Here is a 17,310-nt window from a genome sequence, read left to right on the forward strand (position 1 = left end):
GTGAAACCGGTCAAAGTAGGCATCTGTGGGTTAGGGACCGTCGGTGGCGGCACCTTCAACGTACTTCAGCGTAATGCTGAAGAAATTTCCCGCCGTGCAGGGCGCGGGATTGAAGTGGCGCAAATTGCCACGCGTTCGCCAAAGCCTCAGTTCCAAACGACCGGTATTGCGATTACCAACGATGTCTTCGCCGTGGCCACCAACCCTGAAATCGATATCGTCATCGAGCTGGTGGGCGGTTACACCGTGGCTCGTGAGCTGGTGCTCAAGGCGATCGAAAACGGCAAGCACGTGGTCACCGCCAACAAGGCGCTGATCGCTGTACACGGCAACGAGATCTTCGCCAAGGCCCGCGAGAAGGGCGTGATCGTGGCGTTCGAGGCCGCGGTTGCCGGCGGTATCCCGGTGATCAAGGCGATCCGTGAAGGCCTGTCCGCCAACCGCATCAACTGGGTGGCTGGCATCATCAACGGCACCGGTAACTTCATCCTCACCGAAATGCGCGAGAAGGGCCGTACCTTCGAAGACGTACTGGCCGAAGCCCAGGCCCTGGGGTACGCCGAAGCCGACCCGACATTCGACGTGGAAGGCATCGACGCGGCGCACAAGCTGACCATCCTGGCGTCCATCGCCTTTGGTATCCCGCTGCAGTTCGACAAGGCCTACACCGAAGGCATCACCAAGCTGACCACTGCCGACGTGAACTACGCCGAAGCCCTGGGCTACCGCATCAAGCACCTCGGTGTCGCGCGCAGCACCCCGGCGGGTATCGAGTTGCGTGTGCACCCGACGCTGATCCCGGCCGACCGCCTGATCGCCAACGTCAATGGCGTGATGAACGCCGTGATGGTCAACGGTGACGCTGCCGGGTCCACCCTGTTCTACGGCGCCGGTGCCGGCATGGAGCCGACCGCTTCGTCGGTGATCGCCGACCTGGTGGACGTGGTTCGCGCCATGACCAGCGACCCGGAAAACCGCGTGCCGCACCTGGCCTTCCAGCCGGATTCGCTGTCGGCCCACCCGATCCTGCCGATCGAGGCCTGCGAAAGCGCCTACTACCTGCGCATCCAGGCCAAGGATCACCCGGGCGTGTTGGCCCAGGTGGCCAGTATCCTGTCGGAGCGCGGTATCAACATCGAGTCGATCATGCAGAAGGAAGTCGAGGAGCAGAACGGCCAGGTGCCGATGATCCTGCTGACCCACCGGGTGCTCGAGCAGCACATCAACGATGCCATCACCGCGCTGGAAGCCTTGCAAGGCGTCGTGGGCCCGGTGGTGCGGATTCGCGTCGAACACCTGAACTAACCGATCTGTTCCAGAGGCCCCGTGTGTGCGGCGGCCTCTGTTCGAGAATGTTTTAGAGGAGCCAGTCATGCGTTACATCAGCACCCGCGGCCAGGCACCGGCCCTGAATTTCGAAGACGTCTTGCTGGCAGGCCTTGCCACCGACGGCGGCCTGTACGTGCCGGAAAACCTGCCACGCTTTACCCAGGAAGAAATCGCTTCGTGGGCCGGCCTGCCGTACCACGAGCTGGCGTTCCGGGTGATGCGCCCATTCGTCACCGGCAGCATCCCCGATGCTGATTTCAAAAAGATTCTGGAAGAGACCTACGGCGTGTTTTCCCACAGCGCCATCGCGCCTCTGCGCCAGCTCAACGGCAACGAATGGGTGCTCGAGCTGTTCCATGGCCCGACCCTGGCGTTCAAGGACTTCGCCCTGCAACTGCTGGGTCGTCTGCTGGACTACGTGCTGGAGAAGCGCGGCGAGCGCGTGGTGATCATCGGCGCCACCTCCGGTGATACCGGTTCGGCCGCCATCGAAGGCTGCAAGCACTGCGAAAACGTCGACATCTTCATCCTGCACCCGCACAAGCGTGTGTCGGAAGTACAGCGCCGCCAGATGACCACCATCTTCGGTGAGAACATCCATAACATCGCCATCGAAGGCAACTTCGATGACTGCCAGGAAATGGTCAAGAACAGCTTCGCCGACCAGGGCTTCCTCAAAGGCACACGCCTGGTGGCGGTGAACTCGATCAACTGGGCGCGGATCATGGCCCAGATCGTCTACTACTTCCACGCCTCGCTGCAGTTGGGCGGCCCGGCGCGCTCGGTATCGTTCTCGGTGCCGACCGGCAATTTCGGCGACATCTTCGCCGGCTACCTGGCCCGTAACATGGGGCTGCCGATCAACCAGTTGATCGTCGCCACCAACCGCAACGACATCCTGCACCGCTTCATGAGCGGCAACCAGTACGTCAAGGAAACCCTGCACGCCACCCTGTCGCCGTCCATGGACATCATGGTGTCGTCGAACTTCGAACGCCTGTTGTTCGACATGCACGGTCGCAACGGCGCAGCCATCGCCGGCTTGATGGACACCTTCAAGAGCGGCGGCGGTTTCAGCGTTGATGAAGAGCGCTGGACCGAAACCCGCAAGCTGTTCGACTCCCTGGCCGTGGATGACGCGCAGACCTGTGAAACCATCGCCGAGGTCTACGCCCAGACCGGCGAGTTGCTCGACCCGCACACCGCCATTGGGGTCAAGGCCGCCCGTGAATGCCGTCGCAGCCTGGATATCCCGATGGTGATCCTCGGCACCGCCCATCCAGTGAAATTCCCGGAAGCGGTGGAGAAGGCGGGTGTCGGCAAGGCGCTGGAACTGCCGGTGCATCTGACCGACCTGTTCGAGCGTGAAGAGCGCTGCACGGTGCTGCCGAATGACTTGAAGGCGATGCAGGCGTTTGTCAGCCAGCATGGCAATCGTGGCAAGCCTTTGTAAGGCAGGTCACCCAGACAAAAACGCCGCTTTCCCTTCCTTGGGTCAGCGGCGTTTTTTGTTTCTGGCAGGCCCGACGGCGTGCCGGTTACAAGAGCAACTTAATCGCTACTCCAGTAATCGAAGCAATCGTTGCGACCACGGCCATTGCTACGCCCATGGGGTACCAGAAAGTTTCACAGTTTATTTTCAGGGATTTCGATCTGAGCTTGTCTTGCTCAGCCTGCATGCGTGATATTTCTGCGTAGATGCGCCTTACATCGGCATGCATTTTCTCCATCGTCGCCAGTCGCTCATCGTTTTCCACCATCGCATTCCTCCTTCGCAATAAGGGCCTTTGGCATACGCTTTACCCACGTGGCACCGTGATCAGCGCTCATCGAGTATAGGATTCACCCATGGCCTGCGCGGCAGGGGGAGCCCAAAACAGCAGCCCATTGCGTAAGCATTTATGTGCCGCCGTTTTTTGCCTGTCATGTTGCAAGCGCATGCTGGAAACGTCATCCCCCGACAACCCCGCATAAACGAAAAAGCGAACTTTCCTACGTCACAACCAGTCACTTAGGATAGATGCAGCTCCCGTTTACAAGAATGTTTGCGAACTATTGAGTGGTGATCGAGATGGAAAGTATCAGCCTATTGCTCGAAGAAGCACTGAGCCCTTATCAGGTGACATTGACCACCGCAGGTGTGCAGGACGAGTGCCTGGTAACCGTAAAGAACCCCGCCGGTGCGATCATGGTCGAGCGTGAAGTCGACCGGGCGCAATTGCTCGATAAGCGCCTATTGGTGGATGTGGTGGATTGCCTGCTGCGTGACCTCAAGATCGCTGAAGGACGCCTGGAACCCTCGGTCATCGCGGCCTTGCGCAATGCCGCCCAGACCCGCAGCGCTGCCGTTGCATGAAGAATTGTTTATAGATGGAAACTTCCCACGTCATGGCCGGTCAGATTTCGTAACAGCAAGAGCAAACATTGTGCTCCGGTGTTTGTGCCTTGTTGTACTGGTCTTTGTAGGCCACGTTTAACCCCGAAGTGTCTCCCCACTCTTCGGGGTTTCTTTTTGCCTGGGATTTGTCACGGCGCTGGCGAGTCCTGGAAAAAGCTCGGGTTGTCTCGCAGGTAGTGTTCACGCATGGCAGGGTCCAGCCAGGCAGCGTAGGACTGCTGTACGTGTTCCAGCGGGAGGCTGAGCAGGACCTGGTTGATCCGTTCCATGGCCTCGCGCCCCTCAGGTGTATCCGAGCAGCCGATATGCGTGCGCTGGTAAGGCGCTGTGCCCTTGATGGGGTAGAAGCTGAGGTCGTCGGCTGCGATCCCCTGTTGCATCGCGTGGTAGCGGATTTCCGGCCAATAGCCCAGCACCGCCTCCAGCCGGCCCAGGCGCTGCATCTGCAGCAAGCTGCCAAGGGCATCGTTGCCGTAGTGCAGTGCGAGTTTGTGTGTGTCGGCCTGTTTCAGTCGCTCATCGATAACGGCGCCGTAGCTGCGTTCCGCGATCGCGCCGACCCTTGCCTCATGGGCGTCGAAGAAGGCCTGCAGGTCGAACTGGCCGTCTACGATAAACGCCGCCAGGGCGCCCTGTTGGCTGCGCCGGATCGTGATGCCATTACTGGCGACCACAAACGCCTGCCTGGAAAATACGATGTACCTGGCCCGCTCGGCCGTCCACAGCAAGGATGGATCGCAGGTGAGCGTGGGCTCGCGCAGCATCTGCATGCCGCGCGCGCGATTGACGTGCATTACCTGGTGGCGATACTCCGGCAAGTGTCCGATCAGTATCGGCAGCAACTGGTCCAGGGCACCCTGGCCTTTGCCTGGCCCTTCGAAGATGGTCAGCGGCGGCAAGTCGCGCAATAACCAGATCAACGTGCCCTCTGCACTCGCCGGTACGGACCAGCCGCTGGCCAGCATGGCGGCCAGGTACAGCGCAATGAGCCAGTGTTTGCAGCCGTGGGGCATCAGATTGCACCTTGCTCACGCAGGCGGACAATGGCGGCGGCGTCGTATCCCAGCTCGCCCAGCACCACGCCGTTGTGTTCACCCAGTTGCGGCCCCACCCATTCGCAACTGCCCGGTGTGTCCGACAGCTTGGGCACGATGCCCGGCATCTTGAAGTCCTTGCCGCCGGGAAGCCGGGCCTTGAGGAACATCTCGCGCGCGAGGAATTGCGGGTCGCCCAGCATGTCCTCGGCACTGTAGATACGGCTGGCGGGCACTTCAGCCTTGTTGAGTTGCTCCACCACCTGCTCCAGCGGCAGCGAGTTCACCCAGCGATCAATCACGCCATAGAGTTCATCGCGACGGCTGTCGCGCCCGTCATTGCTGGCCAATTGTGGATCGTTCGCCAGGTCTTCCCGGCCGATGGCGCTCATGAAACGTTTGAAGATGGCATCACCGTTGGCACCGATCTGTACGTGCTTGCCGTCCGCGCTGGTGTGGATCGACGACGGCGTAATGCCGGGCATGATGTTGCCGGTACGTTCGCGAATAAACCCGAATACGTCGAACTCGGGGATCATGCTTTCCATCATGGCGAAGATGGCTTCATACAGCGCCACATCGACCACCTGGCCCACACCGCCGTTAACCTCGCGATGACGCAGCGCCATCAAGGCGCCGATGACCGCCCACAGCGCGGCGATGGAGTCGCCAATGGAGATTCCGGTGCGCACCGGCGGGCGATCTTCGAAACCGGTGATATAGCGCAGCCCACCCATGGACTCACCCACTGCACCAAACCCGGGCTGGTCTTTCATCGGTCCGGTCTGGCCAAAACCCGAGAGGCGCACCATCACCAGTTTCGGGTTCAGCCCATGCAGGGTTTCCCAGCTCAGGCCAAGCTTCTCCAGTACGCCGGGGCGGAAGTTTTCGATCAGGATGTCGGCGTCTGCCAGCAGTTGCTTGAGAATCGCCAGCCCGTCCGGGTGCTTGAGGTTCAACGTCAGGGACTTTTTGTTGCGCGCCTGCACAAACCACCACAACGAGGTGCCTTCGTACAGCTTGCGCCATTTGCGCAACGGATCGCCGCCGTCCGGGGACTCGACCTTGACCACCTCGGCACCGAATTCAGCACAAATGCGTGAGGCGAAGGGGCCGGCGATCAGGGTGCCGAGTTCGATGACTTTCAGGCCGGCAAGCGGTTTGGCATTAAACGACATGGGGATCCTTGTCTGCGCAGAACGGTGGTGTGAAGCCTTTTAACATAGGCGAGCAGCCCAGGGATAAGGATGATGCAGCGCAGGATTCGTTGAATGACCTCGCCATCGGTTAGACTGGCCGCCTTTCCCTGTCTCTAGAAGCCCGTTCATGGCCCAGCCGTCCACGACCTACAAATTCGAACTCAACCTCACCGACCTCGACCGTTCGGTGTACGAGAGCGTCAAGCAGACCATCGCTCGCCACCCCTCGGAAACTGAAGAACGCATGACCGTGCGTCTGCTGGCCTACGCCCTTTTTTACAACGAACAGTTGGCGTTCGGCCGTGGCCTGTCAGATGTAGACGAGCCAGCCCTGTGGGAAAAAAGCCTGGATGATCGGGTTTTGCACTGGATTGAAGTCGGCCAGCCGGATGCCGACCGCCTGACCTGGTGCTCGCGTCGCACTGAGCGCACCAGCCTGCTGGCATACGGCAGCTTGCGCGTTTGGGAAGGCAAAGTGGTGCCGGTGGCGAACACCCTGAAGAATGTCCACATCGCAGCAGTGCCCCAGGAGATTCTGGAGGTCCTGGCCAAGGACATGCCCCGCGTGATCAAGTGGGACGTGATGATCAGTGAAGGCACGATCTTCGTCACCGACGACCGTGGCCAGCACGAAGTGCAACTGCAATGGCTGGTCGGCGAGCGCGGTTGAAAATGTGGGAGGGGGCAAGCCCCCTCCCACATTTGATCTATGTTCCCTTCAGAGTTGTCGTTTAACCGTTGTATTCAAGAGAAGCTCCCGTCACCCATGCGTATCGATCCCCGCCCGTTGCCCGCCGTCCTGCCCTTCCTGGGGGAATTGCCACCGCTGTTGACCCGTCTCTACGCCGCACGCGGCGTGCGGTCCGAGGCCGAGCTGGATAAGAGCCTGGCGCGGTTGATTCCCTATCAGCAGCTCAAGGGTATCGACGCGGCGGTGGACTTGCTGGTGACGGCATTGGAGCAGCGCCAGCGCATCCTCATCGTCGGTGACTTCGACGCCGATGGTGCCACCGCCAGCACCGTAGGTACCCTGGGTCTGCGTTTGCTCGGTGCGGCCCATGTCGATTACCTGGTGCCCAACCGCTTCGAATACGGCTATGGCCTGACCCCGGAAATCGTCGCGGTGGCCCTGCAGCGCGAGCCGCAGTTGCTGATCACCGTGGACAATGGCATCTCCAGTGTCGAAGGCGTGGCGGCGGCAAAAGCGGCGGGGCTGAAGGTGCTGGTGACCGACCACCACTTGCCCGGGGATGAGCTGCCGGCGGCGGATGCCATCGTCAACCCGAACCAGCCGGGCTGTGAGTTCCCGAGCAAGGCCCTGGCCGGCGTGGGCGTGATCTTCTACGTACTGATGGCCCTGCGCGCGCGTTTGCGCAGTTTGGGCTGGTATGAAAACAAGCCTCAACCCAACATTGGCGAGCTGCTCGACCTGGTCGCCCTGGGCAGCGTCGCCGACGTGGTGCCCCTGGACGCCAATAACCGCATCCTCGTGCATCAGGGCCTGGAGCGTATTCGTGCCGGTCGCGCACGGCCGGGGATCAAGGCGATCCTCGAAGTGGCCAAGCGGGATGCGGCGCGCATCACCTCCACCGACCTCGGCTTTATCCTCGGGCCACGCTTGAACGCCGCCGGGCGCCTGGACGATATGAGCCTGGGCATCGAATGCCTGCTCACCACGGATTTCGCCGCGGCACGGGAAATGGCCGCACAACTGGACGGCATGAACCAGGACCGCAAATCCATCGAGCAGGGCATGCAGCGCGAAGCCCTGGCTCAGCTCAAGGACTTGCCGGTGGACTCAATGCCCTACGGCTTGTGCCTGTTTGATCCGGACTGGCACCAAGGTGTGATCGGCATTCTTGCGTCGCGCATGAAGGAGCGCTATTTCCGCCCCACCATTGCCTTCGCCGATGCAGGCGATGGGCTGCTCAAGGGCTCAGGGCGCTCTGTGCAAGGCTTCCACATCCGCGATGCCCTGGCGGTGGTTGCGAGCCAGCATCCCAACCTGATCGCCAAATACGGCGGCCACGCCATGGCGGCGGGGTTGACCTTGCCCGAGGAAAATTTCCCACTGTTTGCCGAGGCCTTTGACGCCGAAGTGCGTCGGCAGCTGCGCGAAGAAGACCTCACCGGGCGCCTGCTGTCCGACGGTACCCTGGCGGTGGAAGAGTTTCACCTGGAGCTGGCGCGCGCACTGCGCCACGCCGGACCGTGGGGGCAGCACTTTCCCGAACCGTTGTTCCATGGCGTGTTCCAGCTGGTCGAGCAGCGGGTAGTAGGGGAACGGCACCTGAAAGTGGTGCTCAAGAGCGAATGCGGGTCGGTGAAGCTCGATGGCATTGCCTTCGGCGTCGACCGGGAAGTCTGGCCGAACCCGACCGTACGTTGGGTGGAGTTGGCCTACAAACTGGATGTGAACGAGTTTCGTGGCAATGAAACCGTGCAACTGATGATTGCCCACATCGAGCCGCGCTAGATCTTACCGACGCCGCAAAAAACTGTGGGAGGGGGTTGCCCCGATAGCTGAGTGTCAGTCAACAATGCTGTGACTGACCTACCGCTATCGAGGGCAAGCCCCTCCCACAGTTTGTTTGGCGTACCGCCCGGAATTACTCGGACTTGGCCTGATGCTTCACGATGATGTCTACCAGACGCTTGGCCAGTGCCGGGTAGTTCTCATCGAAGTGATGCCCGCCCGGCAGTTTCACCGCCTCGCCCACGGCGGTCTTGTCGGTGCAGCCACTCTCGTCGACTTCTTCGGCACCGTAGATGCACACCACCTTGTCAGCCGGCAGCTTGGCCATTTCCGGGCCGGTCGCGGCTTCTTTGCCGGCGTTGCCCAGCCAGCCTTCCACTTCGATTTCAAAGCTGCCGGTGCGGGCGAAGGCCAGCAGGATGATGACGTCCACACGCTGTTGTTCGTTTTCCGGCAGGCGGTTGTAGATCGCCGGCAGGACGTCCGCGCCGAAGGAGTAACCGGTCAGCACGAAGCGCTTGGTGCCCCATTTCTGCCGGTAGTGCTGCATCAGCTCGGTGAGGTCCTTGGCGCTTTGTTCCGGGGTCTTGTGCTGCCAGTAGTAGCGCAGGGTGTCGATGCCGACCACCGGGTAGCCGATCTTGGCCATTTCGCCGGCCACGTCGCGGTCGAGGTCACGCCAGCCGCCATCCCCGGAAAGGAACAGCGTCACGGTGTCCTTGGCCTGGCCAGCCGGCACTTCCACCACGGGAATCGCCAGGCCGCCGTTGTCCGAACCCACCAGTTGCTTGCGCAGTTCGTTGTTCAGCACTTGCGGATAGTGAATGTCGTAGTCGCTGATACTGGTGGTGGCGCGCGGGGTGTCACGTACGAAACTGGCGCTTTCATCGTCAGGGTTGTCGTTCCAGGCCACCAACCAATTACCGTGTGCGGCGGTTTTCGGCAGTGGGTCCTTGCACCCTTCCTGCACCAACGCGAAGCCGACGGAGATGGCGTTGGCCTTGTCGTCGCTCTGAGTGGCCAGCCAGCGCCAGGCGAGGGCGGCGCCAGGGCCGATGCCGCTGACCAGGGTCGCGGGGCCCTTGAGCTGGCCCAGGGCGCTTTGCAGCGCTTGTTCCTGCAGCTTGCAGTCATCCTTTGGCAGGATCACCTGGACGATCTGCGCCTTGCCGCCCTGGCTCAGGGTAATCAACTGGCTATCGGTCAGTGTTTCGTCAGCCATCACCGCCACCGCGACGCGGGCTTTCGGGGTGCCGGCCGGGGTCACGCGGGTCATCACCGAGCCGTCGGCCTGGGGCAGTTGCTCCAGGGTCGGCTGCGGGGCAGGGCGGTTCCAGAACCAAAAGCCGCCACCCAGGACCAGGGCGAGCAGCACTACAAAGGCCAATACATACCGCCAGGAGCGTCGAATCATCAGCGTTTCACCAATCCAGTCAAGCCGCCCGCGATCAGGGCGGCGGTATCGGCCAGTGCCACCAGCGGGTCAAGTCCTGCGGGCACGGCCATGTAACGGGGTTCCCAGTCAGGCTGGAACTTGTCTTTGAAGCGGCGCAAGCCTTGGAAGTTATACAGTTGCTCGCCGCGACGGAACACCATCGAGCCCAGGCGCTGGGTCAGTGGCGCGCCGCGTCGCGGTTGCAGGCCCGACAACGGCACCATGCCGAGGCTGAAGCGGGCGTAGCCGTGACTCTTATAGTGTTGAATCAGGCCGACCATCATGAATTCCATGGTCAACTTGGGCGCATCCGGGTGGGCGCGCATCAGGTCGAGGCTGGCCAGGTCGTGGTTGTAGGTCTCGAGCAGGTTGGCGAAGGCCACCGGGCGGCCTTCGAAGCGAATGATCGCGATACGAAAGTGCTTGAGGTAGTCGTCGCTGAAGCGTCCGAGGGAAAAGCCTTTTTCCCGCACATTCTTACCGGTAAGCCAGGCGTCCGAGATGACTTTTAATTCATCCATCGGTGCCGTGCCGGGTTCAAAGATCTCCAGGGACAGGCCGTCCCGGGTGCCACGGTTCCAGGTGTAGCGCAGGTCCTTCATCTCTTTGCCCTTGGCTTCCAGGTCAAAGCGTTTCAGGTCGACGCGCGCCTCTTCGCCCAGCTTGATCGCGGTGAGGCCGATGTCCATGTAATAGGGCAGGTTCTCGGCGCGTACCTGATAGAACACCGGGCGTGCATGATGGATGTCGCACAGATCGCGGAACTGCCAGATCATTTCGGCACGGGGCTGGGTCGGACCGATCGGGTCATACAAGGCCACCAGGCTGCGGCCGCGACGGGCATACATCAGGAACGCTTCGTCATTCGGATGGAACAGCAGCGCCTTGTCGCCGGTCAGCGCCAGGCCGCCGTCGGGTTGCGACGATGCCATCAGGATCTTGCTGGCGCGTTCCAGCTCCTCGGGAGTCGGCAGGTGGATCACCGGGCGTGCGGTGCGCAGCAGCCAGGTCAGCGAGACGATGACCAGCAGCACGGCGGCGCCCAGCAACGAGCGCAGGCCGCGCGGGGCGTTGGCGTCGAGAGTGAACTGCCACCACAGTTGATGGCTGTACGGTACATCTTGATACGCGAACAGCAGCAGCCAGATAGAAGCCCCCAGCACACAGACGCTGGCTACCAGGTACAGCGGTGAGAAAGGCAGCTCGGTCAGGCGGCTGGCGCGATAGAACGAGCGGCGGAAGATCGCCAGCAGTATCGCCGTCATGGTCATCAGGCTGGCTTCTTCCCAATCGAAGCCCTTGAGCAGCGAGAGCAGGGCGCCCACCAGCAGCAGCACCATGGTCAGCATCCACGCAGCCGACAGGCGTCGACGCAGGCCCTGGGCCAGCAACAGGCACAGCACGCCGATCAGGCTGGCACCGAAGTGCGAGGCGTCAATCAGGCGGTGGGGAATCAGGAAGCCGATGTTTTCCAGGCGTGAGTCGATTTCTGGCGTGGCGCCGGAAAACAGCAGGACCACGCCGGACAAAAAAACCAGTACGGCCAGCACCGGCGCCGCCAAACCCGAGGCTACCCGCAGGCTTTGCTGAGTCTGGAACAGGCGCTGGGCCTCGTTGACCAGCAGGAACACACAGGCGATCAGCAGCGGCAGGACCACGTAGATCATTCGGTACAGCAGCAGGGCGGCGGCCAAGGGCGCGGCGCCGAGCTTGTCGGCGAATGCGGCGAGCAGGATGGCTTCGAATACGCCCACGCCCCCTGGCACATGGCTGAGTACACCGGCGGCCAACGCCAGCAGATACACCAGCAGGAACGGGCCGAAAGGCGGTGCTTCCGGCAGCAGCATATAAAGGACGGTAGCGGCGGCGGCAACGTCCAGTGCGGTGATGATCAGTTGCAGGAATGTCAGGCGGCGACCGGGCAGACGCAGGGTTCGACGCCCGGCCTTTACCAGCAGGTTGTCCGGGTAGGGCTGTTCCGGCAGGCGGCGGCGGTAGATGCCGATGCACAACATGGCCGACAGCAACAGCACTGCGCCGGCAACGCCGCCGAGCACCGTTTGTGGCAAATGCAGGTAGGTCGACGCTGCCGGCAAGTTGCTCAGCGTGGCCAGTGCAGCCAGCGGGGGCAGGGCGCAGCCCAGTGCCAGGCTGGCGAACACGGTCATGTGGGCGACTTCCGAAGCCCCGATGCCATGGCGTGCATATAAACGGTAGCGTACCGAGCCGCCCGAGAGCATCGACAGGCCAATGGCATTGCCGATCGCAAAGGCAGTAAAGCCGCCAAGGGCCAAGGTCTTGGCAGGCAGGTTCACCCCGGCATAACGTGCGCCGGAAAACTCATAGCCCAGCAGAATGACGAACCCGGCGACGGCGGCGGCGAACGCACCGAGCAACGCGGGTTTGGGCACTTCCAGGATCGAGTCGTGGAGGGCGTAGAGATCCAGCTCCAATAGCAGGTGCCGACAGGCGATCAGGGCGATTGCGAACAGCAACAAGGTCACGGCCAGCCCGATGGGTTGCCGGTATTTGCTCAACAGATCCAGCCAGCGCAAGCGGGTGGGGGCGATAGGTTGTTCTGCTGTGACGGTGTCTTGTGGTTCAGACGAGTTGGCGCGCATCAATCACCTCGTGGATTGTGCGCGACAGGATGGAGGTATCCAGCCAAGTTACCAATCCCTATGGACAAAATAATTACAAATATTAACGCGGATCACCGGGTGCGGCGACTGCGGCCATTGGTCGTAGAGGCGTAAGCATAGCGTGCAATGAGATGGACTCAACAAACCGCGTACGGTTTCATGAAAGATGCCATACCATTGTTTCAGAAGAACTTTTTCATCGGATACAAAAAAGGCCACTCTTTCGAGTAGCCTTTTTTGATGTTTGGTTGCGGGAGCCGGATTTGAACCGACGACCTTCGGGTTATGAGCCCGACGAGCTACCAGACTGCTCCATCCCGCGTCTGTGGGCGGCATTCTACAGCCAGATGGCGAGGTGTCAACCGTTAATGAGCCGATGGGTCAAATAAGTGTGAAATAGCTGACATGTAACCTAAGTTCGCGATTGAAAACGCTTTTTGTAGTGAGCGGGCTTGCCCCGCGCCGGGCTGCGGAGCAGTCCGTGGTGAAGTGCACACTATCTTGTGTGGGGCTGCTTGCCAGTCCAGCGCGGGTCAAGCCCGCTCGCTAAAACAAAAAAGGCCACTCTTTCGAGTAGCCTTTTTTGATGTTTGGTTGCGGGAGCCGGATTTGAACCGACGACCTTCGGGTTATGAGCCCGACGAGCTACCAGACTGCTCCATCCCGCGTCTGTGTGTCGGCATTCTACAGAGGATCGCGAGTGTGTCAACCGGTGAATCGAAGAAAAGCGCTTGTGGTTCAATCGGTTAGCTCTCCATGTAGAGCCGTTTGAGGGGTTCGGGCCAGTGGGGCCAAGGGTTTCAGCTCTATTGGAAGGCTGATTTCGATTGAGAAAATAAATTCATCTGGGAAATTTCCTACCACTCAGGCGGAAGATTCAAACTACTGGTGCTATATACAGGGGTGAATGCGATACTGGCCATCCGTTGGATTACACCCGCCTTTCTACTTATGACGCAGCGCAAAATCATCCACGTTGACTGTGATTGCTTCTACGCCGCCATTGAGATGCGCGATGACCCGAGCCTGGCGCAAAAGCCCCTGGCGGTAGGTGGGTCGGCAGATCGAAGGGGCGTGATCGCTACATGCAACTACGAAGCGCGGGCGTATGGGGTGCGTTCCGCCATGTCGTCGCGGCATGCCCTGAAGCTCTGCCCGGACCTGACCATCGTCAAGCCGCGCATGGATGCCTATAAGGAGGCGTCGAAGGAAATCCAGACGATCTTTCGCGACTACACCGACCTGATCGAGCCCCTGTCGCTGGACGAGGCCTACCTGGATGTCTCCGACAGCCCGCACTTTGGCGGCAGCGCCACACGCATCGCCCAGGACATTCGGCGCCGGGTCTCCAACCAATTGCACATCACTGTGTCCGCCGGCGTGGCGCCGAATAAGTTTTTGGCCAAGATCGCCAGTGATTGGAAAAAGCCCAACGGCCTGTTTGTCATCACCCCGGATCAGGTCGAGGACTTTGTCTCCCAACTGCGGGTAAGCAAGTTGCACGGCGTGGGCAAGGTGACGGCAGACAAGCTGGCGCGCCTGGGCATCGAAGACTGCCTGCAATTGCGCGAATGGAACAAGTTGGCGCTGGTGCGTGAGTTCGGCAGCTTTGGCGAGCGCTTGTGGAGCCTGGCCCGTGGGATAGATGAACGTGTGGTGCAGAACGACAGCCGGCGGCAGTCCATCAGTGTGGAAAATACCTACGATGTGGATTTGCCGGATCTCTCAAGCTGCCTGGCGAAACTTCCAGAGTTGATGGAGACCCTGGCAGGGCGCATGGCGCGTATCGACAGCAGCTACAAGGCGGGCAAGCCGTTCGTTAAGGTGAAGTTCCATGACTTTACCCAGACGACGCTGGAGCAGGCGGGCGCGGCGCGGGATCTGGAGAGTTATCAACAGTTGATGACCCAGGCGTTCAATCGCGGTGGGAAACCGGTGCGGTTGTTGGGGATTGGGGTGCGGCTGCTGGACCTGAGTGGCGGGAACGAACAGTTAGAGTTCTCCTGGTAGAAGCCGGGAAAAAATGTGGGAGGAAGCAAGCCCCCTCCCACATTTGGATCTGCAGCGTTTTCGAAGCCTCAGCGTGCTCCGGGATCCGCCACCAACCGCCCTGCATCCTTGGTCAACGCCTGCAGGAATTCCTGCTGCAGCTCGGGATCATTGCGGGTCAGTTCGATCAGGCTTTGTTCCAGTTCGCTGGCTTCTTCCTCCAGGCCCAGCTCCGACAGGCGCTTGACCCGGTGCACCCACTGGCTGACTTCATCGTCTTCCAGGTCGTCGTAGATCAGGCCGTGGGCTTCCAGCAACTTGCCGCGCAGGGTGCTGCTGATCGCCAGGGTCGAGTCCGAGTGCACGTCGTCCTGGCCATCTTCCACGCTGATCTTCAAGGTCGTGACGCGGTTCAGGTCCTGCTCGGCAAACGGGCTGTCCAACAGGTTCAGGCGCAGCACGCCGTTGCGGTCGGTGGTCAGATCATGGGTCTGTTTGCCGGCGGTGACCTGGACCGGGCGCTCGCTCCAGGGCAGGCTCGAATACTCCACGCGTTTGTCGCGCTGGACTTCATCGATACCCGCCAGGTTCTGTTGCGCGCGCCCATGGGATTGCACGTTCATGAACGGGTTGAGACCGTCCACGCCGTAGGTCAGCCAGTCGTGGGTCATGCTGGTCGGCAGGTTGCCGAGGGCGAAGATGTTCGCCACGTTGGCGCCCGCACCCGCGACCAAAGCCACTGCACCCAGGGGCATCTCATAGAGTTTGCGCCAGGGCTGGTAAGGCGTGTAGCGATCGTAACGACGGGTAACTTCGAATTCGGTGACCTCAAAGGTCTTTTGCTCGTGAATGCGAACCCGGCGTTGCGGCAGTTCCAGCACTTTGGGTTCGCCTACATCGATCTGCAGGCTGTGGTCGAGCAACTTACGCTCGACCCGCTCCTCGTGCTCACTGCGTTGCGACATCTGATTGGCGCAGCCGCTGACCAGCAGGGCGCCGCACAAGGCGGCGCCCCCCAGGGCTCTGGTGTTTCGCTTGAACATGACTTCTCTTGATCTGGTTTTCAGCGACGAATACGCGCCTGGAGGAAAGACAGCACGTCAGCCACCGGCAAGGGTTGGGCTTCGGCTTCGGTCCGGCTCTTGTATTCCAGATTGCCATCGGCCAGGCCGCGGTCACTGACCACGATCCGGTGCGGGATGCCAATCAGCTCCATGTCGGCGAACTTGATGCCCGGGCTGGTTTTCTTGTCGCGGTCATCCAGCAGCACTTCAAAACCAGCGGCCGTGAGTTCGGCGTACAGTTTGTCGGTGGCTTCGCGTACTTGCTCGGTTTCGTAACGCAGCGGTACCAGGGCCACCTGGAAAGGCGCCAGGGCGTCACTCCAGATAATGCCTTTCTCGTCGTTGTTCTGCTCGATGGCAGCGGCAACCACGCGGGAAACGCCAATGCCGTAGCAGCCCATGTCGAGGGTGATCGGCTTGCCGTTCTCGCCCAGCACTTCGCACTTCATCGCCTTGCTGTACTTGTTGCCCAGCTGGAAGATGTGCCCGACTTCGATGCCGCGCTTGATTTCCAGGGTGCCCTGGCCGTCCGGGCTTGGGTCGCCAGCAACGACGTTGCGCAGGTCGGCCACGGTCGGCACCGGCAGGTCACGCTCCCAGTTCACGCCGAAGTAGTGCTTGTCGTCGATGTTCGCGCCGATACCGAAGTCGCTCATCAGCTCGACCGAACGGTCGATGATGATCGGCAGCGGCAGGTTCAGCGGGCCGAGGGAACCGGCACCGGCGCCAATGGCGTCGCGCAGTTCGGCATCGCTGGCCATGACCAGCGGGCTGGCCACGCCAGGTTGCTGGGCGGCCTTGATTTCGTTGAGTTCGTGGTCGCCACGGATCACCAGGGCGATCAGCTTGCCTTCTTCTTCGGCGTGCACGATCAGGGTCTTGATGGTCTTTTCAATCGGCAGATTGAATTTCTCCACCAGGGCCGCGATGGTCTTGGTCTCTGGCGTATCCACCAGGCGCAGTTCTTCAGCCGGGGCTGGACGGGAGGTTTCCCGTGGCACGGCTTCGGCTTTCTCGATGTTCGCCGCGTAGTCGGAACCGTTGCTGAACGCGATATCGTCTTCGCCGGACTCGGCCAGTACGTGGAATTCGTGGGAGCCGGCACCGCCGATGGAGCCATTGTCCGCTTCAACCGCCCGGAACTTCAGGCCCAGGCGCGTGAACACATTGCAGTAGGCCTGGTGCATGCGGTCATAGGTGACCTGCAGCGATGCCTGGTCGGCGTGGAACGAATAGGCGTCCTTCATGATGAATTCGCGGCCGCGCATCAAACCGAAGCGTGGGCGGATTTCATCGCGGAATTTGGTCTGGATCTGATACAGGTTCAGAGGCAACTGTTTATAGCTGCTCAACTCGTTGCGCATCAGGTCGGTGATCACTTCTTCATGGGTCGGGCCGGCGCAGAAGTCGCGGCCATGACGGTCCTTGAAGCGCAGCAACTCAGGGCCGTACTCTTCCCAGCGCCCGGATTCCTGCCACAGCTCGGCCGGTTGGGTGCTCGGCATCAACACTTCGAGAGAGCCGGCGGCGTTCATTTCTTCGCGAACGATGGCTTCGACCTTGCGCATCACCTTCAAGCCCATGGGCAGCCAGGTGTACAGGCCCGAGGCCAGTTTGCGAATCATGCCGGCGCGCAGCATCAGCTGGTGGCTGATCACGACCGCATCGGAAGGCGTTTCTTTCTGTGTGGCGAGCAAATATTGACTGGTACGCATGGTAGGCCGTTGTCGGTTGCTTGAACTTG

Annotated in this window: 13 protein-coding genes and 2 tRNA genes; 6 read left to right on the forward strand and 9 right to left on the reverse strand. The window is 61.0% G+C overall.

Features of this window, described 5'->3' with window-relative positions; translation table 11 throughout:
* Both BLQ09_RS20280 and thrC read left to right on the forward strand, forming a co-directional pair.
* Positions 1-1,305, forward strand: coding sequence for a homoserine dehydrogenase (locus tag BLQ09_RS20280; protein ID WP_027605461.1), 1,305 nt, complete (start codon positions 1-3; stop codon positions 1,303-1,305).
* A 67-nt stretch (positions 1,306-1,372) separates the two neighbouring features.
* Entirely contained in the window at positions 1,373-2,782 is a 1,410-nt protein-coding gene (gene thrC / locus BLQ09_RS20285) for a threonine synthase (protein ID WP_027605462.1), read from the forward strand.
* Between the two features lie 85 nt (positions 2,783-2,867).
* Here thrC and BLQ09_RS20290 read toward each other — a convergent pair whose 3' ends face one another.
* A complete protein-coding gene (locus BLQ09_RS20290; RefSeq protein WP_092358352.1) occupies positions 2,868-3,089 on the reverse strand; it encodes a hypothetical protein in 222 nt (73 codons plus the stop codon).
* Positions 3,090-3,400: 311 nt separating this feature from the next.
* On the opposite strand from BLQ09_RS20290, the gene BLQ09_RS20295 reads away from it, so the two are divergent.
* Positions 3,401-3,685: a DUF3509 domain-containing protein gene (locus BLQ09_RS20295; protein WP_027605464.1), complete on the forward strand. Its 285-nt coding sequence runs from the start codon at positions 3,401-3,403 to the stop codon at positions 3,683-3,685.
* 170 nt (positions 3,686-3,855) lie between these two features.
* Here BLQ09_RS20295 and BLQ09_RS20300 read toward each other — a convergent pair whose 3' ends face one another.
* A complete protein-coding gene (locus tag BLQ09_RS20300) occupies positions 3,856-4,740 on the reverse strand; it encodes a TIGR02285 family protein (protein ID WP_027605465.1) in 885 nt (294 codons plus the stop codon).
* A complete protein-coding gene (locus BLQ09_RS20305) occupies positions 4,740-5,939 on the reverse strand; it encodes a CaiB/BaiF CoA transferase family protein (RefSeq protein ID WP_027605466.1) in 1,200 nt (399 codons plus the stop codon). Before BLQ09_RS20305 ends, BLQ09_RS20300 begins: the two co-directional genes overlap by 1 nt.
* Positions 5,940-6,087: 148 nt before the next feature.
* Between BLQ09_RS20305 and BLQ09_RS20310 the strand changes: the two genes are divergently transcribed.
* Complete coding sequence (locus BLQ09_RS20310; RefSeq protein ID WP_027605467.1) at positions 6,088-6,630, forward strand: YaeQ family protein; 543 nt, start codon at positions 6,088-6,090, stop codon at positions 6,628-6,630.
* 96 nt (positions 6,631-6,726) lie between these two features.
* A complete protein-coding gene (gene recJ, locus BLQ09_RS20315) occupies positions 6,727-8,436 on the forward strand; it encodes a single-stranded-DNA-specific exonuclease RecJ (protein WP_027605468.1) in 1,710 nt (569 codons plus the stop codon).
* A 133-nt stretch (positions 8,437-8,569) separates the two neighbouring features.
* Here the strand turns inward: recJ and BLQ09_RS20320 are convergent, their stop codons facing one another.
* The 4 genes from BLQ09_RS20320 to BLQ09_RS20335 form a co-directional block, all read right to left on the reverse strand.
* The gene (locus BLQ09_RS20320) at positions 8,570-9,850 is read right to left on the reverse strand and encodes a virulence factor family protein (RefSeq protein ID WP_027605469.1); all 1,281 of its coding nucleotides are present in this window, start codon (positions 9,848-9,850) and stop codon (positions 8,570-8,572) included.
* Positions 9,850-12,492 (reverse strand): bifunctional lysylphosphatidylglycerol flippase/synthetase MprF, encoded by a 2,643-nt coding sequence (gene mprF / locus BLQ09_RS20325; RefSeq protein ID WP_065925010.1) that lies wholly within the window; start codon positions 12,490-12,492, stop codon positions 9,850-9,852. Before mprF ends, BLQ09_RS20320 begins: the two co-directional genes overlap by 1 nt.
* A 266-nt stretch (positions 12,493-12,758) precedes the next feature.
* Positions 12,759-12,835 (reverse strand) — tRNA-Met (locus BLQ09_RS20330).
* Between the two features lie 269 nt (positions 12,836-13,104).
* Positions 13,105-13,181, reverse strand: a tRNA-Met gene (locus BLQ09_RS20335).
* Between the two features lie 283 nt (positions 13,182-13,464).
* Between BLQ09_RS20335 and dinB the strand changes: the two genes are divergently transcribed.
* A complete protein-coding gene (gene dinB, locus BLQ09_RS20340) occupies positions 13,465-14,523 on the forward strand; it encodes a DNA polymerase IV (RefSeq protein ID WP_027605471.1) in 1,059 nt (352 codons plus the stop codon).
* Between the two features lie 68 nt (positions 14,524-14,591).
* On the opposite strand, the gene BLQ09_RS20345 is transcribed toward dinB, so the two are convergent.
* Together BLQ09_RS20345 and BLQ09_RS20350 are read right to left on the reverse strand one after the other, a co-directional pair.
* The gene (locus BLQ09_RS20345) at positions 14,592-15,545 is read right to left on the reverse strand and encodes a hypothetical protein (RefSeq protein WP_092358354.1); all 954 of its coding nucleotides are present in this window, start codon (positions 15,543-15,545) and stop codon (positions 14,592-14,594) included.
* Positions 15,546-15,565: 20 nt separating this feature from the next.
* Positions 15,566-17,281 (reverse strand): proline--tRNA ligase, encoded by a 1,716-nt coding sequence (locus BLQ09_RS20350; protein ID WP_092358356.1) that lies wholly within the window; start codon positions 17,279-17,281, stop codon positions 15,566-15,568.
* Positions 17,282-17,310: the final 29 nt, after the last annotated feature.

This window comes from Pseudomonas sp. NFACC25 (genome assembly GCF_900100935.1).
GTDB lineage: Bacteria > Pseudomonadota > Gammaproteobacteria > Pseudomonadales > Pseudomonadaceae > Aquipseudomonas > Aquipseudomonas marginalis.